Annotated in this window: 22 protein-coding genes; 21 read left to right on the top strand and 1 reads right to left on the bottom strand. The window is 35.7% G+C overall.

From position 1 onward, the window contains the following. The first annotated feature begins 313 nt into the window (after positions 1-313). Together H8796_RS07965 and H8796_RS07970 are read left to right on the top strand one after the other, a co-directional pair. Complete coding sequence (locus H8796_RS07965; RefSeq protein ID WP_004309558.1) at positions 314-949, top strand: HU family DNA-binding protein; 636 nt, start codon at positions 314-316, stop codon at positions 947-949. Positions 950-1,214: 265 nt separating this feature from the next. Next, entirely contained in the window at positions 1,215-2,015 is an 801-nt protein-coding gene (locus tag H8796_RS07970) for a hypothetical protein (protein WP_233530847.1), read from the top strand. Positions 2,016-2,310: 295 nt separating this feature from the next. On the opposite strand, the gene H8796_RS07975 is transcribed toward H8796_RS07970, so the two are convergent. Further along, positions 2,311-3,030, bottom strand: a complete 720-nt coding sequence (locus tag H8796_RS07975) for a hypothetical protein (protein WP_117932292.1) — start codon at positions 3,028-3,030, stop codon at positions 2,311-2,313. Positions 3,031-3,295: 265 nt separating this feature from the next. Between H8796_RS07975 and H8796_RS07980 the strand changes: the two genes are divergently transcribed. From H8796_RS07980 to H8796_RS08065, 19 genes are all read left to right on the top strand, one after another. Beyond that, a complete protein-coding gene (locus tag H8796_RS07980) occupies positions 3,296-5,320 on the top strand; it encodes a discoidin domain-containing protein (protein WP_117932290.1) in 2,025 nt (674 codons plus the stop codon). Positions 5,321-5,362: 42 nt separating this feature from the next. After that, positions 5,363-5,773, top strand: a complete 411-nt coding sequence (locus tag H8796_RS07985) for a hypothetical protein (RefSeq protein ID WP_117932288.1) — start codon at positions 5,363-5,365, stop codon at positions 5,771-5,773. Between the two features lie 85 nt (positions 5,774-5,858). Next, positions 5,859-6,890 carry a DUF1573 domain-containing protein gene (locus tag H8796_RS07990; RefSeq protein ID WP_187343955.1) on the top strand — a complete coding sequence of 344 codons (1,032 nt, stop codon included), beginning with the start codon at positions 5,859-5,861 and terminating at the stop codon, positions 6,888-6,890. A gap of 67 nt (positions 6,891-6,957) precedes the next feature. Further along, positions 6,958-7,506, top strand: coding sequence for a hypothetical protein (locus H8796_RS07995; RefSeq protein WP_117932284.1), 549 nt, complete (start codon positions 6,958-6,960; stop codon positions 7,504-7,506). A 13-nt stretch (positions 7,507-7,519) separates the two neighbouring features. Then, on the top strand, positions 7,520-8,029 hold the full coding sequence (locus H8796_RS08000; RefSeq protein ID WP_117932282.1) for a hypothetical protein: 510 nt from the start codon (positions 7,520-7,522) through the stop codon (positions 8,027-8,029). Positions 8,030-8,233: 204 nt separating this feature from the next. Next, the gene (locus H8796_RS08005) at positions 8,234-8,626 is read left to right on the top strand and encodes a hypothetical protein (RefSeq protein WP_117932280.1); all 393 of its coding nucleotides are present in this window, start codon (positions 8,234-8,236) and stop codon (positions 8,624-8,626) included. A 391-nt stretch (positions 8,627-9,017) separates the two neighbouring features. Beyond that, the gene (locus H8796_RS25375; protein WP_233530846.1) at positions 9,018-9,674 is read left to right on the top strand and encodes a hypothetical protein; all 657 of its coding nucleotides are present in this window, start codon (positions 9,018-9,020) and stop codon (positions 9,672-9,674) included. Between the two features lie 356 nt (positions 9,675-10,030). After that, positions 10,031-10,873 (top strand): DUF4369 domain-containing protein, encoded by an 843-nt coding sequence (locus H8796_RS08015; protein ID WP_233530845.1) that lies wholly within the window; start codon positions 10,031-10,033, stop codon positions 10,871-10,873. A 51-nt stretch (positions 10,874-10,924) separates the two neighbouring features. Next, on the top strand, positions 10,925-12,493 hold the full coding sequence (locus tag H8796_RS08020; protein WP_117932276.1) for an O-antigen ligase family protein: 1,569 nt from the start codon (positions 10,925-10,927) through the stop codon (positions 12,491-12,493). 434 nt (positions 12,494-12,927) lie between these two features. Beyond that, positions 12,928-15,816, top strand: a complete 2,889-nt coding sequence (locus H8796_RS08025; protein ID WP_117932272.1) for a glutaminase family protein — start codon at positions 12,928-12,930, stop codon at positions 15,814-15,816. 199 nt (positions 15,817-16,015) lie between these two features. Continuing rightward, positions 16,016-16,450: a DUF1573 domain-containing protein gene (locus tag H8796_RS08030; protein ID WP_117932270.1), complete on the top strand. Its 435-nt coding sequence runs from the start codon at positions 16,016-16,018 to the stop codon at positions 16,448-16,450. A 395-nt stretch (positions 16,451-16,845) separates the two neighbouring features. Next, on the top strand, positions 16,846-17,472 hold the full coding sequence (locus H8796_RS08035) for a bacteriocin fulvocin C-related protein (protein ID WP_117932268.1): 627 nt from the start codon (positions 16,846-16,848) through the stop codon (positions 17,470-17,472). A gap of 352 nt (positions 17,473-17,824) precedes the next feature. Then, entirely contained in the window at positions 17,825-18,595 is a 771-nt protein-coding gene (locus H8796_RS08040; protein WP_158577274.1) for a redoxin domain-containing protein, read from the top strand. A gap of 451 nt (positions 18,596-19,046) precedes the next feature. Further along, positions 19,047-20,345 carry an O-antigen ligase family protein gene (locus H8796_RS08045; protein WP_187343956.1) on the top strand — a complete coding sequence of 433 codons (1,299 nt, stop codon included), beginning with the start codon at positions 19,047-19,049 and terminating at the stop codon, positions 20,343-20,345. Next, a complete protein-coding gene (locus H8796_RS08050; RefSeq protein ID WP_117932262.1) occupies positions 20,332-21,597 on the top strand; it encodes a BT_3928 family protein in 1,266 nt (421 codons plus the stop codon). The genes H8796_RS08045 and H8796_RS08050 overlap by 14 nt, the downstream gene beginning before the upstream one ends. Positions 21,598-21,663: 66 nt before the next feature. Next, on the top strand, positions 21,664-21,837 hold the full coding sequence (locus H8796_RS25380) for a DUF4964 domain-containing protein (RefSeq protein ID WP_083852299.1): 174 nt from the start codon (positions 21,664-21,666) through the stop codon (positions 21,835-21,837). Continuing rightward, on the top strand, positions 21,830-22,102 hold the full coding sequence (locus tag H8796_RS25385; RefSeq protein WP_158577272.1) for a DUF5127 domain-containing protein: 273 nt from the start codon (positions 21,830-21,832) through the stop codon (positions 22,100-22,102). Before H8796_RS25380 ends, H8796_RS25385 begins: the two co-directional genes overlap by 8 nt. 277 nt (positions 22,103-22,379) lie before the next feature. Continuing rightward, positions 22,380-23,399, top strand: coding sequence for a DUF2059 domain-containing protein (locus H8796_RS08060; protein WP_008998046.1), 1,020 nt, complete (start codon positions 22,380-22,382; stop codon positions 23,397-23,399). An 84-nt stretch (positions 23,400-23,483) separates the two neighbouring features. Next, entirely contained in the window at positions 23,484-24,680 is a 1,197-nt protein-coding gene (locus H8796_RS08065; RefSeq protein WP_233527371.1) for a TlpA disulfide reductase family protein, read from the top strand. Positions 24,681-24,761 lie beyond the last annotated feature (81 nt).

The raw sequence follows: 24,761 nt of genomic DNA on the forward strand, positions 1-24,761 counted from the left end.
GATTAAAATCGGTTTATTGTTCAGCACTGATACTGCGAATGTACTATAGGATGATACCGGTTTGCAAGTGTTTCTCCGGAAAAAATATAAATTTCTACTTGACTGAAGAAGGCGGCTTCTTATCGTCCTTTTCTCTATTTTTTATCGTATCTTTGACGAAGAGTTATTGTTGATTCACTTTCGTGGTTCAATCAAATGACAAAAGTGATCTACTTGGATAACAACTGTGATTTAAATGAACCACGGTAGTGGTTTGATGATAAACTTAAAGTTTTTACATGAAATATATTCACTATCAAAACGTTAACTACTAATGGCTATACTTTACGATTGGTATGAGAATCCCGGTGAGTCCGATGATTCGGAAGAGAAAGGTTTGCATCCCCGCATTTTTTTGAATGGTAAGGTGGGAACGGATAAACTGTGCCGGATGATTCACGGACGCAGTTCGCTTTCTGTAGGTGATGTAAAAAATGCGTTCGAGATGCTTGCCCAAATTTGTGGTGAAGAACTACGTGAAGGACGCGAGGTACATATCGAGGGGCTAGGCTATTTTGCCCCTATTTTGAGGAGCACGCAAAAGGTGACCCGCAGTACTAAAAACAAATGGTCGAAGATGGAACTGAAAACAATCGGTTTCCGTCCGGATGCTCGCCTGCGGGGTGAATTGGTAGGTGTCAAAGCCAGCCGGAGTAAGTATGCGCGCCATTCGGAGTCTTTGTCGGAGGTGGAGATAGATATGCGGCTGAAGGAATATTTCGCCGATCATGACGTAATGCTTCGTTATGATTTTCAGGAAGTATGTTGCATGACACGGACTACGGCGAATCGTCATCTCCGGCGATTGCTGGAAGAAGGTAAATTGAAAAATATCGGCAAACGTATGCAGCCGATTTATGTGGCGGCAGCGGGTTATTACGGGGTATCTCGTGATGTGCTCCGGCGGTAAATGGAAACTTTGAGTAAGCGTCGATTTGAAGTGTGTCGGTGAAAGCGGGTGAAAGCGTGATAGAATGGCTTTTGCATGGTCGCTTTCACCCGCTTTCCTGCTCTGGACAGAGGTTTCGGGAAGAAGGTGGAAGCGGTGAAGGCTGTAATCATTTCGTATGATAATATAGGGCTTTTTTGTTTTTCGGTAAAAATATATAGGTCGATTAATGATGTAAATATACTTTTTTCTTATATTTGCGATTCAAGAGCACAAGATAAGGAGAATGATGAAACTGTCCGCTTATTCTTTTAAACAATTATTTTCAGGAGGCTTGCTTTGTTGTCTAATTTTGCTGGCTGCCTATTTATTTCAGGTTTTCTTCCCTGAAATGTATGTTGATGCGTTTTCATCTTCCATACATCTATTGATGTGGTTGACACTCTTTGTGGGGGCTTTACTGTGGACATTTCGTGAGAAGGGGGCACATGGTATACCTTCCGAAATAACGGACTGGCAGTGTATCGCTGCTTTTCTTTTAATTACAGCAGATCAGATATATGTCGTTATGCCAAAAGAAATACATCAGGAGGTGGCACCGGCATTGTCTACCTATACAATTCCTACTTTAGTGGTTGCTGGCATATTGATAGCCGGTATAATTAAGTATTCGATTTTATTATATCAAAAATTGCAGAATGAACGACAACAATCTATTATTCAATCTCAAAAGTTACAGCAATTGCTAGCTTCTCCTTTATCCATCCAAAGAGGCATTTCTTTAGTTCGTAAATTGATAGAGAATAAATCTATTGCTCAATTGTCTGCCCAAGATTATCTTTTGTTGGTAGAAGGATGTAGAACGATAGATCCTGATTTTTTTGGTTGGTTGAAGTCGCAAAGCCTTCAGCTTCCTCCACGAGATATTGTGTTATGCGTATTGATCCGAATGTATAAAACAAAAGAAGAGATTTTGTCAGTTCTATGTGTAAGCGACGGATCTTATCGTACTATGCGATCACGTGCCCGGAAACGTTTAGGGATTGTAGATAAAGAATTGGAGGCTTTTTTACTGGAGATTGATTAACTCTTCTCTTATCTTTATGTGTCTAATATTTCTATTAGTTTGACGAAAGACTTAATTGCTGCAAGCATTCCTGACATCGCTGCACAATAAAACCATACTCGTTTATTAGAATATGATTTTTCTGGCATACATTTGATTGCGCCTATTGTTACTATGATCCACGAAAGAAAATCGAAGAAATGGATGAGAAACAGCTGAAGAATAGAATCGATGTTGTCTATAAAAAGATCGAGATAACACATGATGATGCAAACAGCACATGTGCTGCAATAAAGTATAATATAGCGAATCATTGTTATTGATTATTTATACAATTCTCATAGTCTTTATTTGCTATTCTTATATTTGCTTTATATACTGCTGCTTCTTTCAAGTAACATGGTGAGAGAGGACCCATGCCCTTACAGTTTGTAGCTATGGCATTATCATACTCCGTTTTTGCTTGTTCGTATGCTGCTTGTCTCAATTCTTCACATTTGCTATTACCATTTCCTTCTTTGCGTGTTTTTAATATCTTTCTTTTTGCTAGCTCACGACTTTTGGCATATTGCCTGAATAATAACAACCGTTCCTCTTCACTTAATCTTAAAAATACTGTATGCTCAAGCAAGCCTTTCTTAGCCTCATCCATTTGCCGGAGTACTTCTTCCAGATTCGCTTTTTTGATGAAATCTTTCATATACTCATCATCATTCAGCTTTTCCATGAGTTTGTCGTATTCTTCGTCACTTAGTTTTGAAGTATAGGCACTGAACTTGTCCGCTAATTGCTCACTACATCTTTCAAATTCATAAAATTCGTCTGAATTGGCAACGGAATCTATCAATACATTTCCTGTATTCCAAGTTTGAGAGACCAAGTTGCGTGTTTTGGCAATTGAGTTTACTTCTGTTGTTGTCTCATTCGTACAGTTGTATTCATCGGTGCTACAACTATAAATAAGGAATGTGGTCAATAATATTCCAAACAGTGTAATTACGTATATACTACTCTGTTTTTTGTTTTCGCTTTTCATGTTTTGTTTATAATTTAAATTAGGAAAAACAAAGAAAGGGATTTTACAGCAATTAGATGGAATGTTTTGTTCAAAAAATGAAATAATTTGTTCAAATAGCTGTTTGATGACTATAATAACTCATATATCAATGTTACAATTTAGATATAAAATGACATTTTTAGGGCTCTATATGCCCGATAAATGCCTATGTGACAGGGATAGGAGTGTAACGCCCCCTTGAATAGCATTTGTTATACTCGTATCTTTGTATAAAAATAATATTATGAAAGCAATGACAAAGCTGATTCCTATTATTTGCCTTTCCATTATTATAGGAGGCTCTCTTTTTTATTCTTGTTCACAGAAGAAGAAAGAAGAGACTGTTATTGTACTTCCGTTGGAGACAGCTTTGTCACAGGCTAGAGAAAATCGTGTTGAACTTGAGAAAGTATTACATCGTTATCAATCCAATCCATCGGATAGCTTGAAATATAGGGCAGCTCGTTTCCTGATAGAGAATATGCCATCTTATACCTATTATAAAGGTAAGCTGTTGGAACAATATCTCACTTTCTTTACTCTCTTGCAAGAAGCGCGGAGTAAAAAGATATATCCACAAGCGATGATAGATTCTATCAGAAGGATGTATGGACCATTTTCTTTAGATTCTTTGCAATATTATGAAGATATTACTACGGTGGATTCTGCTTATTTGTGTAGTAATATCGATTGGGCAATCAAAGTTTGGCAAGAACAGCCTTGGGGGAAGAATGTATCTTTTGCCGATTTTTGCGAGTATATTCTTCCTTATCGTATTGGTGATGAAACATTAAGCTATTGGCGTGAGGATATTTATCGAAAGTATAATCCTTTACTTGATTCGTTGCGTGCTTCCACGGTTCTTGATATAGAAGATCCTCTTGTTGCAGCCCGTTGTTTGTGTGATTCTCTTCGTAAACGTAGCCGATTTTTTACAACTACGGTTCCGCAAGGACTTCCTCATGTAGGGCCGGAGATTGCACAAAGCGTTTCGGGCAGTTGTCGTGAACTCTCCGATTATGTTGTTTATGTTTGTCGTGCGTTGGGAATTCCTTGTGCCATAGATTTTATGCCTCTTCATGGAGGTGGGAATGATGGGCATCAGTGGGTGTCATTCGCAGATAAGTATGGTACGCTTTATTTTCAGGAATTCCCCGATAAGATAAAAGAAGTCCGTAAGGATAAGATGTGTGAAGCCTCGAAAATAAAGGTTTATCGGAATACGTTCAGTCTTAATCGTGCTATGCAGGCAGAAATGCAACGCTTGGATACGACTGTTGTTCCTTTCTTCCGAGATCCGCACATCGTTGATGTGACAGCCGATTACGCAAAGACATACAAAAAGAAACTGGAGATTCCTGCATCTATGTTTTATTCGGGAAAGCCTCGTTCGCGTATTGCTTATCTTTGTGGCAGTAGCCGTATGGATTGGGAGCCTGTGGCATGGGCGGAGTTTGATGGTAAACATCTTGCTTTTAACGATGTCCAGATAGAACCCGTCATGCGGATAGCAACTTACGAACGGGGAAGACTTCGTTACTGGACTGATCCTTTTGAAATAACTGTTTCCGGTGAATTTCATGTTTTTACTCCGTCAGATAGTGTTCAGGATGTAACGCTGTTTGCTAAATATCCTTTGTGGCAAGATGAGAAGTATCAGAAACGTATGATAGGAGGTGTTTTTGAAGGAAGTAATGATCCGGATTTTCGTCAGAAAGAGGTGCTTTTCCTGATAGAAAAGCAACCCGAACGGTTGCGGACAATGGCGTATTCCCGTTCTTTGACGCCTTGTCGGTATGTTCGCTATATAGGACCGGAAAAGGGGCATTGTAATGTGGCGGAAATAGAGTTTTATGAAGCGGGTGGACTGTTGCCATTAAGCGGTAGAGTTATAGGCACTCCCGGTTGCTATCAACAGGATGGCTCGCACGAATATACAAATGCGTTCGACGGTAATACTGAAACGTCTTTTGATTACACGGAACCCTATGGCGGCTGGACTGGGCTAGACTTAGGCACGCCCAAGGTGATAGATAAGATAATTTATACGCCTGCTAACCGGGATAATTATGTTCGTTCGTTGGATGACTATGAATTGTCTTATTGTACAAAGAGAGGGTGGAGGACGTTAGGACAGCAAACGGCGATGTTGGATTCGCTGGTTTACAAGAGGGTTCCTAAAGGGGCGTTGCTGTTGTTGCAGAATCATACACGAGGGAATCAGGAACGGATTTTTGTGTATGAGGATAGAAAGCAGGTGTGGAAGTAGTAAGTTGCTTTGCATATTTATTAATTTTAAAAGTACATTATTATGAGAGAACGATTGGTTAAGAGAAATGTAAAACATAAAAGATTGAGGCCGATTTATATGAAGAATTTTATTCAATGGTTTATTGGTGTATTCGTATTAATGGCATTTTTCATTGGCTGTCAAGCAACAAATGATGAAACAGGGAAAATTACTATCTCAGCGGAAGAAAGTAAGCTTAATCTACAGGCACCAAATGGAGAATATCTTGCAGGTGGTGATCTCGTTCAGTTGAAAAAAAAATTAGCTCCGTGTATTGGTACGCTAGAGAAGGATAGTGTAGTCTACGATTTTGAAATTTTGAGTATTCAATATGATTCTTTGCATTATGGTTTCATTGCAGATATTGAATTTGTAACGAAAAGTGGTTATCACAATCATCTCATTATGGAGCATGATGGGAAAGAGGAATAGTTGAGTAATACGGATGATTAAGATGTAGGATATTATGATAGTTCCAATAATAAGATTGCTGTTCACTTTGTTTTATAGAATGATTATGAGAAGAGATTGCGTATTAGCATTATTTTTTACTTTCATCTTAGTAGGGTGTGTTTCTGAACAGATAGAAATATTGCAGAATAGAACTTTTGCTGAAGTACAGCAAATTGCAGTGAAAAAGAAACAAAATTTTTGTATAGTATTGTTGGATACAACAGATTTGACATCTAAAATATATATGGAGCGTCTAAACCATGAGTCTTTAGAAGCTGTGTTTAATATAATAGACATGAATTTACACCAAAATGAATGGTATGCTCAATGGTTATATTCAAACTCTACACCTGTAACATGTATATTTACTCCTGTGGGTGAGTTGATTGATGTCATTCCAGGCGCATCTCGAAAATGTTTTTATTGTATGGAGCAAGTCATTAAGGACAGCAAAATGTGCATGGATTTAAACTATTATAATAGTTTTTCATTAGAAAAAGAAACACTAATACCGCTATTAAATGATGTATTTCAATGTAATCGTGAACTCCAACAAGGGAATGATATTTCTGAACAGATTGATGTTTTGTCAAATGTAATCAGTTATCCTTATGTGCTTTATTTGAAAATGGAGAACTTGGCGAAACATGATAAACTTGAGTTGGCTCAATTGGTTGCAACACAGTTATTGGGGCTTGATTTGGAAGATGTTTGGAAACAAGAAATTTGTCCGGATCTTTTGATTGCTGCTAAAAAAATGCTTGATTCGGATTATGATGTAAGGTTAGAACCTCAATTAGAGTGTGATAAAGTAATAGAATTAGATAACTGTGAAATAGGGAAGCCTAAATTGTTTGAGATTAAAGTAATGAATTCAGGTGTTACTTCTCTTGAAATTCAAGAGATACAACTAAGTTGCTCCTGTGTAGCACTTATTGGTGATGAGCATTATACTATTCTTCCTGGAGAAAGTCAGCATGTTAAATTTCAATTCACAATAGATAAGAATGAAGAAGTTGAACGGGAGATTTTGCTAAAGTCCAATGGCATTTACTCTGTGCATAGAGTAAAAATAGTAGCAAAACCTTCTTGTTGAAAAAATGTGATGGTATTTTAGATGTTAAATGTGAACATGATAATATTAAACAATTATTTTTATTAAAATGAAAAGAATAACATTTTTTTTGAATGCGAGTATGGGTATTGTAATGCTTTTACTTGCTGGTTGTTGTACATCTATTGAAGATGATTTTCGTTTAGATGTAGAAAAGGAACTCTCTATAAGAGAACGTGGGCTTAATTTGAAGGCTCCAAATGGAATGTATATTGCTGAGAATGTAGCTCTTTTGAAAAAAAAGTTAGCACCAATTGTTGAATATAGCAACTGGGAGAGTAAAGACTTTGAGATTGTGAGTATTCAATATGATTCGTTGGAGGTTGGTATTTGCGCTGAAATTGAATATGTAACAGAAGATGGAAGATCGAGCAATATAATTTTTGAGAGAAAGATGCATAATCTTCATCCCCAAATTAAAACAAGAACAGAAGGAGGAGGAACTGATGAAAGCGAAGATGCAACTTACTCATGTAGAAACTTAAATCGTAAATGTAAAAGTTGTAGAACTGTTCGCGATCGAAAAAATAAACAGACTCGTTGTGCTTGTGATGATGGACTTGTTGAGGGCTGTGCTTTGTATGAATATAGTATTTAAATTTTGAAGAATCATGAAGACGAATTTTTTAGTAATAATGGCTATTTTAGTAATAGCTTTTGGAAGTTGTGAATCTGATGAGTTTATTGAGAAAGAAAGAACGTCAATAAATTTGGTGGCTCCGAATGGGCAGAAAATAGCTACAACTATCGAAGAATTAACTACTTTGGTAGCTGAAACTGTAGAAAAAAAGTATGGTGAAAGCAAAGATGTTGAGATTGACAAAGTGGTTTATCACGATGCAGAAATAGGATTTATTGCAGAAATCAAATATGTGACATACGATGGACACTCAAGTAACTTGATAATGAGCAATGCGGCATTAGGTAGTAGTGTTAAGATGAAACGAATTAAAACACGAGGTGAAGGGGGAGGTGTGGACAAAGTGGTAGTGTATTACTGTGAAAATGGGGATAGCAAGAAGTGTCCTGATTGTGAAATTGCAAAAACTTCGAACGGAATCAGTTGTTTTTGTTCAAAAGGTGATAGGAGTGTTTGCGAGCTTAAAGAAAAAGAACAGTAAATATGCTTAGAATGTTAGGGCAATAAACGGCGATGGCAGATTCACTAGTATATCAAAAATATGCCGATAATAATATTATTGTTGTTGCGGAAGCATACACGTAGAAGGCAGGAGTGGATATTTTGTATGAGGGAGGAAAGCAGGTGCGGAAATGAGGAGTTTTTATGATTGGATGTAATATATTTAACAATTTAATATTTGATAATGAGTATAAAGAGGATTTGTACAGGAGTGGCATTGGCATGTGTATTATTTATGTCAAGTTGTGGTTCTTCTGCTAAATTAGCAAAGAATCATGATGAAATGAAGAGTGATCCAAGAATATGGGATTATCTTAACGTCAGTGAGAGAGAACATGCATTGGTTGATTCTATTGTAGCCTTGGATGAATATGCTGTATTTCTTGATTCATACAAAAAGTATCGGGCAAAAAAGAATACTATGCGTGAGGGCGAAGATGTAGAACAAGCGAAAGAGTTTGCAGAATATGCGGCAGCGTGTTCTAAAATATTCAGGATTATTGATAAGTTGAAATTAAGTAAAGATGCGTCTATCGCTGTGTTTGAGAATGTGTATAGAGTTGCTAATAATAAATAAATTGAATCGGAAGCTACTAGAGCTACGGGAGAGTGTTTAGATATAGAAGATGAATTTAAACGTATGCAATGTATAGGAGATGTGATGGTTGCTTGTAATAAAAAGAAAGCTCGGGCTGCTGAAGTGTATGAGGATTGTATAAAAGGTAAATGATTTGATAAAATCGTAATGCGCCCAAATTGATAACTAGTAATCAATAGGGGGAAATTGGTTTGTTGTTGACGTTTGTAAGAGTATCAAATAATACTCTTACAAACACAATGTGTTGATTAGATCTTTTTATATTTAGAATTAAAGTGTTGTGAACAAGAATAATGGTTATTTGCAAATAGAGATTCCTATACAGGAGTGAATGAAACAAGTGAAGCAATAAAATGTGAATAAGGAGAATATGAAAAGAAGTATTTTTTTATTCCTTCTGGGAATAATATTGTTTGTTTGCCAGACAAAAGCATCTACAATAAACGATGTGTCTGCTATAGAGACAGAAATGATTAGCTTTTTCCATTCTACATTGCAGCGTAACTACGGTAGTTCTGACGGAAAAGCAGTAAAGTTGATGATGGATGCTCTTCTACATTATAAATTTCATTATATTATTGATGTGGATAAAGAGGCATTGAAAGTTATTAATGACAAACTTTATCCGGATTTGTTCGGTAGCTATTTTGTAGAGACTAAAGAGCCTCCTATAGATTCACTTCATACGAATTGGAAACGGTACGATCCTTATCATATCATTTGCGGCTATAAGTTCAAAAAACAACAGAATGGAGAAACTTATTACCAGAAGGAACTGTCACAGGCTACATCTCCTTTATTTAAGGAAATATGTAATGCGTATGAAGCAACCGGCAGTTTACCTTTTACTGTCGCTTGGGGAAAGATCCGATCCAACGAACATCAATGTTTAGATGCTTTTGAAACGGATAGGGATGTTCAGATGTTTTTCACTTTCTTCTTTTGGCGTTATTTATGTTATTGCGTGAATATTGATTTTATGACAGGAAAGGATAAAACGGAATTGTATATCGAATCTGTACCTTGATGAATGGAGAAACACTGAAATCTTGAATAAGTAACTAAAACAATATAGGTTATGATCCGGGAAGATAAAACGCCAACTAAAAAGATATTGTCGACCAAGAATAACATTTATATAGGACTATGTATTTTCTATATATTGTTATCAATGATAAACAGGAAATATCCAATAGGAGATGTAACGCTGAATATCGTTTATCTTTCAACATGGTTTTTTCTTTTATTGTGGGAAGTTGTAGATGTACTTATAAATAAAAAGAAAGATTTTGGTTGCATAGTTATAATTTCAATTGTGCTGGTTACGTCCATCGCAAATATGTTGAGGTAGATAGAGAAGAGATAACAAAAAGTATAAATTTAATGTATGCAGAAATGAAATATACACGGACATTATTAATTATTGTATTTGCCTCTGTTGCCCAGCTATTTTACGGGCAAGAAAGATACACAATCAGCGGTGAGTTTCCAGATCGTTCTTTGGATGGTGAGTATGTGTTTCTATATGAATGGTCGGCTCTTGTTGAAGAACCTGAACGTATGAGGCAAGCATTCAAAGATACCATATTGGTAGTTGGTAATACATTCCATTACGAAGGAACGCTCAACCGGAAACCTTTTTTGGTTTCTCTCTCTTGCAGTAAAGGTAGACAGTTTCGTTATAATACCTCTTTCGTTATAGAACCGGGGGATATTCAACTTCGCATTGTTGATTGGGGAAGTGAGGGGAATGTTTCCGGTGCTCCTATTAATAATGATTATAATGCGTACATTATCGAATGTAAAAAGCAAGTAGACAAGATGCTCTATTTGATGAGAACCAGGCGGGAAGAGGAAGCGATGAAAAGTGATGCACGTCTAAATGCGTTGTTTCGAGATGCGTATATACGTTCCACAGAAGGTCGTTTGCTTTTTGGAGAAAAATATGCCCAATATCCCGATGTTATTCGATCTTGGTTGGCTATGTATATAGACCCTATTAATCAAACTGCGGGAGATGAGGCTATTTTATCGCGATTCTTGTATGTTGTCGATTTAATGCCTGAGGCAGAACGCGATATTCTTTTAGCTTGGCGGGAGTATAGAACCGAGTTGCAAGAACATATGGTAAAGGCCAGGGCCTTGAGAGACAGTCTGGATGCTAAAAGGCCTCGTTTTATTGAGGTTGTTCCTAATCATTCATTATCAACTACGGAAAATGAATAGAATGTTGAAAGGTATTGGAGGATGAGAACTTAATTTAATACTAAGATAAAAATGATAAGACTCTTTCATATTTTGTTTGCCGCAGCATGTATAGGCAGTATGTTTGTATATTCCCACCAATTTACAGACGCATATATTGTGCCCAAATGGTGCTGGGTTTTGTTTGTGCTGTTATGGATGCTGGTGTGTGCTGCATTTCTGGCATTGCAGCGTAAATCCATAGTGGCGGATATGGCGATATGGGGGAGTATCATTGTTTCCTGTTGTTGGTTGCAGGCTGTTTATGGAATATTGCAATACGTAGGTTTATTTCCTTCTCATGCAACCTTCCGTGTGACCGGTAGTTTTGATAATCCGGCAGGATTTGCCGCCTGCCTTTGTGCCGGATTGCCTTTTGTCGTTTTTCTGATCATACATAGAAATAAGTATATTCGATATGCCGGATGGCTGGCAGGGGGAGTGATGGTGTTGGCGGTATTTTTATCTCATTCGCGATCTGGTATGGTAAGTGTCATTGCGGTATGTATCATGTTTTTGTGTGGAAGATTCGTTCATGGGAGATTGTGGAGATATTTACTATCGGTATCTATGATAGGATTGTTAATAATCGGCTTCTATTGGTTGAAAAAAGATTCGGCAGATGGTCGGTTGTTGATTTGGCGGTGTGGCTTGGAAATGGTGAAAGATGCTCCTTGGACGGGGCATGGCAGCGGAAGTTTCGAGGCTAAATATATGGACTATCAGGCGGATTACTTCAAAGAATATGGTTCGCAAAATCGCTATGCAATGTTAGCGGATAATGTAAAGCAGCCTTTCAATGAATACTTGGGAATTCTGATTAATTTCGGTATTGTCGGATTGGCTTTGCTTTTGGGTATTGTGGGGGCACTTGTGTATTGTTATAGGCAAAATCCTACACAGGAAAAGAAAATAGCTCTTTATGCTTTGCTATCAATAGGCGTATTCTCTTTCTTTTCCTATCCGTTTACGTATCCTTTTACGTGGATGGTGACATTTCTTGCCGTTCTCATGTTGACTGCTGATTATTTGAAGCGGATAAAGATAGGTACATGGGGCAGGAATATAATATATTCCGCAGCGTTGATGGGCTTCTTTTGGGGACAGGTTAGGCTGGGCGCACGTACACAGTCGGAACGCAGTTGGCAGGAGGCTTCGGAGTTAGCTTTTTGCCGTTCGTATGATGAGGCGCTTCCGTACTATGTGAGTCTGAAACACCGATTCGAAGATAATCCTTATTTCCTGTATAATTATGCTGCTGTTTTCACGGAAGCCAAGGAATACGAGAAGGCTTTGAAGGTAGCGTTGGAGTGTCGCAAGTATTGGGCAGATTATGATCTTGAATTATTATTGGGTGATATTTATAGGGAAAAAAAGGATTATAAACAGGCTGAAGAATACTATATGAGTGCTTCGTATATGTGCCCTAGTCGTTTTTTGCCTCTTTATCAATTGTATGAACTGTATAAATGTATAGGTAATACAGAGAAGGCTTCGGAATTGGCAAAGATACTTCTGGAAAAGCCTGCAAAAGTAAATTCAATGTTAATCAAACGGATAAAATATCAACTCAAAAAGGAGTGTGAACCTTTAATATTATGAATATAGTATGTAATTATGCGGCATTCATAATGTTTTTCCTTAATGTATACCTTTATATTTGGAATCCTTTGGAGAAACATTATGATTTAATTAAAATAGTGTTTGATTGGGTTATTGCTTTGTTTGTATTTAATTATTTGTTTCGGCATAGCAAAATAGAAAGGATAGGATATGTTATATCTATAATGCTTCTTGCCTTAGCTTATTTTGTGATTCCAATATAGGATCTGTTTGTTTATAGTAGTTCTCCTTATGGCTCGTTTAAAGTGCTTTAGTTACTATATGTCGAGATATTTTCTATCAAGAATGAGAACAATTGAGCAGATATGTATCTCTCTGTATCCATAGCAGTCGTTATTAACTGCAAAACTGTAAATTGAAAGTTAGTTAGGACTAAGTGCCTGACAATATATTATTTGTAACAAAAAACAATTATGAGAAAGTATATCCTTTATTCGTTAGCTATCCTGTTGGCAGCCTGTTCAAAAAGTGTTCCTTATTCTGACGAAACCATTAAAAATGACCTTCGTGTGCCTGCTTATCCGCTACTGATGCTCCACCCGCATCTGCGTTTATGGTCGACAACAGATCAACTGACGGAGAAGAATATGATTTTTACTAATGGGAAAAATCTTCCTTTTGTCGGTTTCCTGCGGGTGGACGGAACGATGTATCGCTTTATGGGTAGACGTGAATTACCTATGCAAGCCATTGCACCAATGGCATACGATTATGAAAGCTGGGAAGGAAAGTTTACTTCTCTTAGACCGGATGAAGGTTGGGAACAACCGGACTTTAATGATCAATATTGGCAGGTAAGTGAAGGGGCATTCGGTACACGCGACAGACGTGAAACGAGAACGCCGTGGCTTTCTACTGATATATGGGTGCGGAGGGAAATCGTGGATATTGATCCATATTTGCTTGAGAACAAGAAAATTTATTTGCGTTATTCGTATGATGACATACTTCAATTGTATATTAACGGAAAACTAGTCGTGAGTGCGGATCGCGCAGCGGCAAATTTAAAAGTTGAGCTGCCGGATTCTATCCTGAATACAATGAAGAAAGGAAAAGCCATTATTGCAGCTCATTGTGAGAATAAAAAAGGTAGTGCATTGGTCGATTTTGGCTTATTTGCAGAGGAATCGGGAATATTAGTAGAAGACATAGCTCCTGTTGCAAAAGAGAAGGAATGGATAGGAAAATATACAACAGAACAACCTGAAGAGGGTTGGGAAATGGCTGCTTTCAATGATAGCACATGGACACAAGGAAGTGCTGCTTTTGGCACGGAAGGCGGACCGAGTGTTGCTACTCCTTGGAATACCAATAGGCTATGGATTAGGAGGGAAGTCTCATTCGATCCTTCCTTAGTGAAAAATAGACAACTTTTTGTGCGTTATTCGTATAATGACGGTATGCAACTGCTTATTAATGGAAAGGAGCTTGTTCGTACAGGAACGAAGGCACGTAACGACGTGAAAGTGCAGATTCCGGATTCTATCTTGGAAACAATGAAAGATGGAAAAGCCTTGTTTGCGGCCCGTTGCGTGAATTGGGGAGGTACTTCGTTTGCAGATTTCGGATTGTATGGTGAGCTGAAGGAAGCCGGGCAAAAATCAGTGGATGTGCAGGCTACCCAAACACATTATATTTTTGATTGTGGAGATGTGGAATTGAAACTGACATTTACGGCTCCTTATTTATTGGATGATTTGGAACTGTTAAGTCGCCCGGTCAATTATATTTCTTATCAGGCTAAGGCCTTGGACGGTAAGGAGCATGATGTCGCTATTTATTTTGAAATGGATCCTCATAAAGCCTTTCGTGCCGGGCAGTCTACGGAGATGTATGAAAAAGACGGTTGGGTGATGATGAAGACCGGTCGGGAGAATCAGAAGTTATGGGTAGATAAGCTGAAAGATGCTCCGGCCTGGGGGTATTTCTATTTAGGAGCGAAAGAGAATGCTACTTATGCACAAGGGGACGCGGCAGAGATGCGGGCACACTTTATGAAAGAAGGTGATTTGAAAGAAATGCGTCGGTCGAATGAAAAACGTTATGCGGCTATAGCACAGAAGCTGGAAATGAATAGTGAGTTTCCCCAACATCTGATTGTGGCTTTTGATGGATTGTATACAATGGCTTATTTCGGTGAGGACCTACGACCTTACTGGAATAAGGATGGAGAAAAAACGATAGAAGGGTTATATGAAGATGCGGAAAAAGTATATAAAGAAACAATGGCAAAGTGTTATGCTTTTGACAGGCATTTGATGGAAAATGCTTGCCGTGCCGGTGGCAAAGAGTACGCGGAGCTATGTGCTTCGGCATATCGTCAGGCCGTTTCGTCTTTCCAGATGTCTAAGAATTCGAGTGATGAGTTGCTCTATTTTACTACATTGGTGGGTTCGCTGGATATTTATTATGCTGCTTCACCGCTGTTTCTTTGTTACAATCCCGATCTGCTGAAAGCAATGCTGAATCCTTTCTTTTATTATAGTGAGAGCGGTAAATGGAATAAGCCTTTCCCGGCTCATGATTTGGGCGGTTATCCGTTTGTAAACGGACAAGCGAAAGGGGGAGATTTACCGGTTGAACATGCCGGAAATATGCTGATTATGGTGGCTGCTATGGCTAAAGCGGAAAAAGATGCATCTTACGCAAAGGCTCATTGGGAGACTCTCTCCAAATGGGCGGGTTATTTGATGGAGAACGGGGTTGATACCGATAAACAGATTGATACTGACAGCTTTGCCGGCCGCTACTCTCATAATGCTAATTTGTCTGCCAAAGGAATTCTAGGTATTGCATCGTATGCTCTTCTGGCAAAAATGCTAGGTAAACAGGAAGATGCTGAAAAATATTTGGCAACAGCAAAAAGAATGGCCAAGGAATGGGAGAAGCAGGCTTCTGACGGAGACCATTATCGCTTGGCTTTTGACCAGCCGGATAGCTGGGGGCAAAAGTATAACTTGATTTGGGATAAACTCCTTGACCTTCATGTTTTTCCGGATAGAGTCGTAGAATTGGAGACAGCCTTTTATAGGACTAAATTGAATACTTACGGTTGTCCGTTGCATAGTAAAACTGATTATGCGAAAGCTGATTGGACTGTATGGACGGCTGCATTGCAAAATGACCGGCTTATGTTTCGTGAGTTTATTCTTCCGCTTTACAATTATATGAATGAAAACAAATGGCGTGTACCAATGGCAGACACTTATAATGTTGTGAATCAGAAAACAAGAGGCGTATCATGGGGAAGACCGGTAACGGGTGCCTATTTCATAAAATTATTAGAGGCGGTTATTGAATGATGTTGATTTAATGTGTATCTGTGCAAAAAAATAGTGTGGTTGTCCTGATTCTATGCTTCGGATGTGCTTGATAAAGAAGAACCGATTGTAGCTATTGAAAAATTACTCTAGAGGAATATAAGAACGGATTTTTACATATGTAGATCAAATTCAAATTTGGAAATAATACTAATATATAACAGTTAATTAGATTTGTAAAATGAAGAAGACTATTGCTTTGATTTTTGTATCTTTATTTTTTCTATCTAGTTGTATAAATGATACAACAGGTAAAAAAGCTAACTTGCCAACCGAAAAATCCGTTATAGAAAATAGGAAAGCTTGCTTGGAAATTGTAAATAAGAAATATGATTTTGGAAAAATAAGCAAAAAAGAACATTCATATTTAGATGTTGAATTTGAGTTGAGGAATACGGGGAAAATTCCTTTAATAATATCAAAAGTTGACGTGTCTTGTGGGTGCTTGTCTGTCAATTACTCGAAAGAACCAATAAATCCTGGTAAGATAAGAAAACTGGTAGTGCATATTGATACTAAAAATCAATATGGTATGTTTAATAAGGTCATTTTTATAAATTCCAATGCGGAGAATAACCTAGAGCTTATAAGGATAACAGGCGAGGTGGAAAAGTAAATGACATTTAAGGTGTGTGGGTTAACTATATTGATGCCAATGTGAAGTTGAATAACAAATTAATTGTTAAAGAGTAAATAAAGTAATATTTGCTAGAACCATTTGATGATATAATAAATAAACAAAAGTGAATATGAATCCTCCATGAATTAAGATAATTGCTAGAAACAGTGGATATTGGCTACCACTATGATATTGAAGTTACATTATTGGTTGGAACATCCTAGGGTGAATATAAACTAATTTTATAGCTAAGTGCCAGATTGCACAAATAGGACGTGTACCAAGTATAATGTTAATAGAGTGTCACTTAACATTTATTATAAGATAAATGTTTATTAGAAAAAATATTGTATAACGCTTCTTTTTGTAAGAAGCATAATAATTATTTATATATGAAAAAAATATATTTTATATTAATAGCACTATCGTATTTTACAGTTTCGTGCTCTAATATTGACGATGAGTTGCGTTATAGCTGTAATGAAAAAATTGATAGTTGGGTGAAGGAGAACTTTACTGATATTCAGAAAATGGGTTATACCGAAATTCTAGAATATGATATGGGTACCCAAAAAGCAATTTATAATGCGATGTCGTTAGAACAAAGATATAATCTTTGGATAACTAAATTGAATAATGTTCTAAAATTGGAATGGAATGAGAAAGAAGAAGAACATCTGAATAATTTGTTGAAATTTGTTAAGGATAATAAGATGCTTTTTGATAATAAAAAGAACGATGATATAAATGACGAGTTTGAGTTGTTCATGTACCAATGGAAAGAATATGCAGGAAATGAATTGGGCTGGGATCAAACGAGTCTTTATAGTATTTACTGCACTTTAATGACTCCTACTAAGAAATTAGAAAATGATACTGTTCGACTCTTTGTAGAAGAAGATTTACTATCTAGTAATATTCCACAAACAAGGTCTAGTACAGAATTAATAAAAAAGCATGATACAAGTGAGGTTTGCTATTGTTCAACTAGCTCTGATTATTGTGGTAATAATAATTAGTCATCACCAGCAGGAAGTTATACATATTATTGCTCTAGTGGTTGTAGATCTACAGGTAAACCAAAAGGTTGTGGTATATTATGGCAATATGAGTGTGATGGCGGTTGTGATATGTATTATACACCTGTTGGTAATTAGAATATACTTCAATTAAATTAATTATCATTAAATGGTTCTACAGATGATAAGCTTAAGCTTTAATGACTAGATTTTGTTTTTATCTTAAATTGTGTCTGCTATAATGAAATATGTGTACGTCTTTTTTGCATCAGTTGTTCTATCTGTTATTAATTGTTTTCTAGGATCTGGATATATATATATAGGTTCCCTATATGGATTTAAATTATCAATATTGAGTGCCTTAATCTTATATTTAGTTTTTACTTTTATTGTTCTTAAAAAAAGTAAGCAATCTAATGCCTCCTGGTTATTACTTGTAATTTTACTTGGATGTTTAATATTGGATCTGCCTGTGCATATATTAGATTTTAAGAACACGCTTATGTCGTTGCTTGATTTGCCGTGTCGTTGGTTAGCAATTATTGTGGCTTATTTTTGTTACCGTTGGCAAAATTATATGATGCGGTTATTCTCTTTGGTAATTCTTTATTTGATATTTGCTTTTTGGTTAACATTTGAAGGCTTTGACTTATGGGTGCATAAATTAAACTTTGGAACATTTACTGGGAAAGTAATTGAAGATGTGGCTGAAAATGATATAATGTTTACGAATGAATTAGGGGAAAAGAAGAGTATAAATCAATTGCACGGTGAGTATATCGTTTTAGATTTTTGGTTTACTGGATGTAGAATATGTTTCGATACAATGCCCAATTTTCAAAAGTTATACAATTTGTCAAATAGTAATAAGGTCGGATTATTTTCTGTTTGTTGCTATAATGAAAAACAAGGGGAGGATTATTTAACAGGCCGTAAGGTACTTTCTGAAAGAGGATATGATTTTCCTGTGCTTTCAATAAATATCAAAGATTCTTTATTGCAAAATTTAGGTGTGAGTGCTATGCCAATGGTTTTAATCTTTAATTCAGAACGAAAACTGATTTTTAGAGGTTCTCTCGAATATGCAGAAGATTTTATGAAAGATTTTAAATGTAAGATTTGATATGAAGCATATCCTTAACAGGAACATTAAAGATATACTCTATACGGTAATCCTGAGTGTTTTTATTGTATGTGTTATGTTTATTACCTTAGATATATTTCAAGACTCTGTAATATTAACTAAGTGGTATGCTTTTTTTATTGGTTCCTCCGTGTTTGGTATTTTAATGCTATGTTCAAGAACTGTTTTTTGTATATTTAGTGATAAAATTACACTGTGCTTGTTGATTTTTTTGTCATATCTACTTATACGGAATATCAATTTATATTTAGGTATTAATTCACTTTATTCTCCACTAGCGTTCTTTGTTTTATTTTTATGTTTCCGTAACTTGTCAACGAAACTGAATAATAGAATAGTTATCGTTATAGTAGTATTATGCTTTTTTCAATCTATATATGGCATACTTCAGTATTGTGAGGTTTTTAATAATTATAGCAGATTTAAGGTTGTGGGAAGCTATGATAATCCTAGTGGATTTGCAGCTTGTCTTTCAGCTAGCTTTCCTTATTGTTTTTCTTTCTTTAATACAAAGAAGCCAATACTTTTGTTTACGGGAGTTATAATCTCTATTTTAATAATAATAGCAATAATTCTATCCGGTTCTAGGTCTGGTATACTTTCAATAATTATAGTATCCATGCTTTATTGTGGATATAAGCGTTTTTTTTGTTGCAGCAAATTGATAAAGCAAGTTTGGCTGTGTAGTGGTATGTTTGTTCTAATAGCTATTGGAATAATCTTGTTTGTAATAAAAAAAGATTCCGCAGTTGGTCGCATACTTATTTGGAGTAATACTCTTGAATTAATAAATGATAGACCGTTGTTTGGATATGGCCCTTGCGGTTTTACTGCCAATTATATGAGTGCACAAGCAGTATATTTTGAAAACAATAGTGAAAGCATTTATTCTCAATTGGCAGATAATATTATAATGCCATTTAATGACTACTTATTTATTGCTGTAAAATATGGTATTATAGGGTTGTTGATGTGTTTGGTTGTTGCGTATTTTGTGTTTAAAGAAAGTGACAAATTAGAATTAGGCCATTTTTGCATAATTTCAATAGGAGTATTCGCTTGTTTTTCATATCCGTTAAGATATCCTTATGTGCTTTTTTTATTGGCCTACTCAATTGCTATATCTTCAAAGAAAATCGGTATGCACAACTTAAATATAATGGTAAAAACGTTATTAACAGGTATTCTTATCATTGGAATGTATATGCTCTGCTTGGATATCCGTTTTGAAAGTAAATGGAATATCCTTGTTGAGATGTCTGTATTAGGAAAGACACGGACTTTAATTCCAGAGTATAATAAATTATATAAAATCTGGAATTATAATCCTTCATTTTTGTATAACTATGCAGCAGTTTTGAATAAAGCATCTGATTTCCGTACAAGTAACGCTGTTATAAAAGAATGTATAAAATATGTAAATGATTATGATATTCAAATACTATTAGCTAATAACTATTATAATCTAAACGATTTGAGTTTGGCGGAAAAGTATTATATGAATGCAAGTAATATGTGTCCAAATAGATTTATTCCCTTGTATGGATTATTTCTTGTCAACCAAAAAAGAGGAGATCAGAAAAAATGTTATGAATTAGCTAGCTTAATATTAAATAAACCTATTAAAACAATGTCAAGTACGATAAAAAATATAAAGAGAGAGGTTTATGTATTTAACAAATCTAAGAAAGCTATTAATAGATTAGACGAACGTAATGAAGAAAATTAGTTTTTTTTTGATACTCTCAAAGATCGTGCTAGGTCTTACATTCCTTTTTTCAGGATTTGTAAAGTCTGTAGATGTTTATGGAACAACATTTAAAATTGTCGATTATTTTCATGCATTTCATTTAGATATTTTCCAACCATTATCAAAACTATTGGCTTTTGGTATTGTCGGTTTTGAGTTTTTGTTAGGTATCTTAATTATAATAGGTATTTATGCTAAAGTTGTATCAAAATTAGTAATATCAATAGTCTTTTTTATGATGTTGCTCACTTTGTATATAGCTTTATTCAACAATGTTGAAGATTGTGGATGTTTTGGAGATGTATTAATTCTCTCAAATTGGGCTACATTTTTTAAAAATATAGTATTGTTGATATTTGCATTCATATTTGTGATTTACCACCGTCTGGTGATTCCATTATTTTCAATAAAAATAAGAAAGTACGTTTTAAGGTATAGTTTTATATATATTAGCGGAATTCTTTTATATAGCTATATATATGAACCATTATTTGATTTTCGTCCTTATCATGTTGGCGCAAAGCTTATGCCTTTTGACTCAATAAATAAGAAAAACAAAGATCAAGTATCTTTGATTTATAGAAAGGATGGTGAGGAAAAAGTTTTCACTCCAGAAACAGCTCCTTGGCAAAATGGTGAGTGGACATATGTTGAAACCCGTATCAATTCTTTAAACATAGAAAATACGAAATCAATTGCAGACTTTTCAATTCAAAATATTAAATTTGACAAAGAAAATAAACCAACAATAATTGATATAACTGATAAGGTTTTATTGGATTCTGAATACTCTTTCTTTTTGCTGATACCTGATTTATCAATATTGTCAGACATTCAGTATGATACAATAAATAAAATTGCATTGTATGCAGGGAATAATAAATGCAATGTTTACTGTCTGACAGCTTCTACTAGAAATGAGGTATTACAATTTAAAGAGAATTTAAATCCAGAAATAATGATATGCTTAGCTGACAATAGATTAATTAATACTATTGTGCGTACATCCCCAGGATTAATGATTATGAAAAAAGGGCTTATAGTAGCTAAATGGTCTAGATGGTCTTTCCCTTTTGATTTGCATTTGGGCTGTAATATGAATGAACTAATAACTTCATCCCCATCATCAGTGAGAATTGGTCCTATTATATTAGCTGTATTGTTACTGCTTCTGCCTATGATGGTTTTTAAAATTAAGGATAAAAGAATAAATAATCGATTTATGAAATGAAATATTGTTTACTTGCTGGCTTTGCTTTTTGTAGCCTGCACAAGCGTGAAGTAGTCGGACGAAACCATCAAAAATGATCTTCGCGCGCCCGCTACCCCATTGCTCACATTACATCCGCACGTGACATTATGGTCCGCCGCCGACAAACTCAACGAAAAGAATATATCTTTCGCTAGTGGTAAAGAACTCCCCTTTATTGGTTTCTTGCGAGTAGATGGGGGTATATCGTTTTATGGGTAGTGAGAAACTTTTTATGCAGGCTATTGCTCGTCCGGTTAATTATATCTCTTATCAGACCAAAGCTCTTGACGGCAAAGGACATGATGTGGCTATTTATTTTGAGATGGATTCGCATAAGGCATTTTGTGCCGGGCAGTCTACGCAAATGTATGAAAAGAATGGATTGGTACTGATGAAAACGGGCCGAGAGAATCAGAAGTTATGGGTCAACAAGGGGAAGAAGTATCCGGCATGGGGAAGATCGGAATGGGTGCCTATTTCATAAAATTATTAGAGGCGGTTTTGGATGAAAAAGGTAATAATATCGTTTCAAAAGATGAAATGAATTGTTCAAGATAATCTTGATAGAGTAGGCACCTGAAAGTTATAATTAAAGATGAATAGGGGATATTTCGTTTGTTCGTACTTTATGGAGGGCGTGAATAGCAACCTTATTGATTGTAATATACTATTGAATGATGTTGGTTTAATGTGTATCTTTGTAAGAAATGCGGGACAAAACATGGAATCAATATAAATCCTATAAATAAAATTAGATAATTATGAAAAACATTTTCCTTCCCAAAGTAATGATGTGTATAATTGCGCTGTTTACTTTAATTTTACCTGCTTCTGCACAAAATACAAATGCGACAAATGAGTACAAAGAAACATTGAAAAAGATTATGGACTTTTCTGGTACTTCGACCACTACGGATGACTTTTTCCAGAAATTATCTTCTATAATGAAATTAAATGTGCCGAAAGAAAATGAGGCTTATTGGAATGAGTTTGCTAAAAAATGGAAACAGAAGATGGAAAAAAAGATATTTGAAATGTATATGCCTATTTATGAGAAGCATTTAACATTGGAAGAATTGAAAGCTGTTGCTGCATTTTATGAATCTCCTGTAGGTGAAAAATATAAAGAGGCTTCGTTGATTGTTATGCGTGAGGCAATGCCGTTGTTAGTGCAGCAACTCCAGACAGAGATGTTCAAAGAAGTAATGCCGGAGAGAAGTGAACGAGTAAAAAGAGATGAACAACGGCTGAAGGAATATGAGCAAAAGAAGAAGCGTGATAAAGAGTTATATGCACAAGCTTATATGCTTCCTAGTGATAGTATAGTTGTAGTTCCTGAAGAAGTGTATGAGAAAGCGTATGAGAATGGGAGGTCTACAAGTCCTTCTTTATATTCGATTGAAAGGAGAAAGAATGATACTAAAGTGACATTCATACAACCTATTTATTGGGATTGGCAATGGTTGTATTATAGTCCGGGATTTAAGATTGTTGATAAGAAAAGTGGCGATGAATATAATGTGCGAGGATATGATGGTGGAGCTCCGATGGGTAGGCTGTTGGCTGTCAAAGGATTTAATCATAAATATATTTATATCAGTCTTTTATTCCCGAAACTGAAGAAGAGTGTGAAAGAAATAGATATTCTTGAGTTGCCGCATGAAAAGGATAAAGAACAGTTGCCTTCTAATGACGATGGAAGGTCTAAATCATATTTTGATATAAAAGTGAAAGATTATCAGGCCGTTTCCGATAAGAAAGATAAGAAGATCTATTATTAGTTTAAATGATGATCGGAATTTGAAATGATAATAGTAGGTATATGAACATGAGCGTTTACTGTTTTTGATATAAATTTATTCTATATGAGAAATCGAATTATGATTCTATGCACGTTTTGTGCTATTGCTATATTTTCTTCGGCCCAAGAGAAATACTCAATCAAAGGTATTGCTAATGAGGAATTGAATAATCAATTGTTGTATTTATGCTTGATGGGAGAGGGAGATGGAAAGAATGCTAAAGAAGTTGTTTTGGACAGCACAACAGTGGAAAAAGGAAAGTTCTCTTTTTCCGGTGTATATCAGATGCCGGATATTGCAATTATCAAGGATATGGATGGAGAAACCTATCCGTTGATTCTTGAAAAAGGAAAAATATCTGTGAATACTGCTACGAACGAGAGAGGGGGAACACCCTTAAATGATTCATTGAATATAGCTTTAAATCGTATGCAGCTTATAATGGATAATATGCTAAAAACATCAGATAGTATTTATAAGTTAATGACCGGAATGAAATCTGAAGAATTTGCTGATAAGATGGTGAATGATACTGCATTTAGAGCAAGATATGATAAGATAGAGAAGAAATTTCTTGCACAAATGGATTCTGTATCACATTGTATAAGGGATTATAAGAATAGTATAGTGGGTATATACCTTTTCTCCATTGGAGGTATGATGATGCCTTTTGAGGATATGGAGATTTTGATGAAAGAAGCTTCGCCTATATTTTCACAAAATAATTTGGTGAGAAACATTGTGGAAAAGAAGAATCAGGCACAGTTGCGTATGAAGGCGGAAGTTGAAAAGAGAATAACTCCGGAGCAGCGTGAAGAACAAAAGAAGCGGAAGGAGATGGACGCTAAGATAAAGATTGGGGAACATTTCCCGGATGCTAAAGTGAAAGACAATACTGGTAACATGAAGCTCTTGTCTGATTATGTAGGTAAGGGAAAATATGTCTTGATTGACTTCTGGGCTTCATGGTGCGGACCTTGTAGGCATGAAATGCCTAATGTGAAAGCTGCCTATGAAAAATATGTTTCTAAGGGATTTGAGGTGATTAGCATATCTACAGATCGGAAACTGAAATCTTGGAGGGCTGCTATTGAAGAACTTGGAATGAACTGGACACAATTATTGGATGTGGATGCTGGTGACGTATATGGCATTTATGCTATACCCAGAACTTTTCTTGTAGATCCTACAGGTATAGTTATAGACAAGAACTTGAGGGGGGAAAAGCTGGAAGAAGCTTTATCGAAATTGTTTGAATAATCGTTGTTTTGTTTTTATTGTATTGGTGAATTGATAGTTGAAAGTTATCAGTATGATAACAACTATCAATTCACCAATGAC

It is taken from the genome of Bacteroides sp. M10, from assembly GCF_014334015.1.
Lineage (GTDB): Bacteria > Bacteroidota > Bacteroidia > Bacteroidales > Bacteroidaceae > Bacteroides > Bacteroides intestinigallinarum.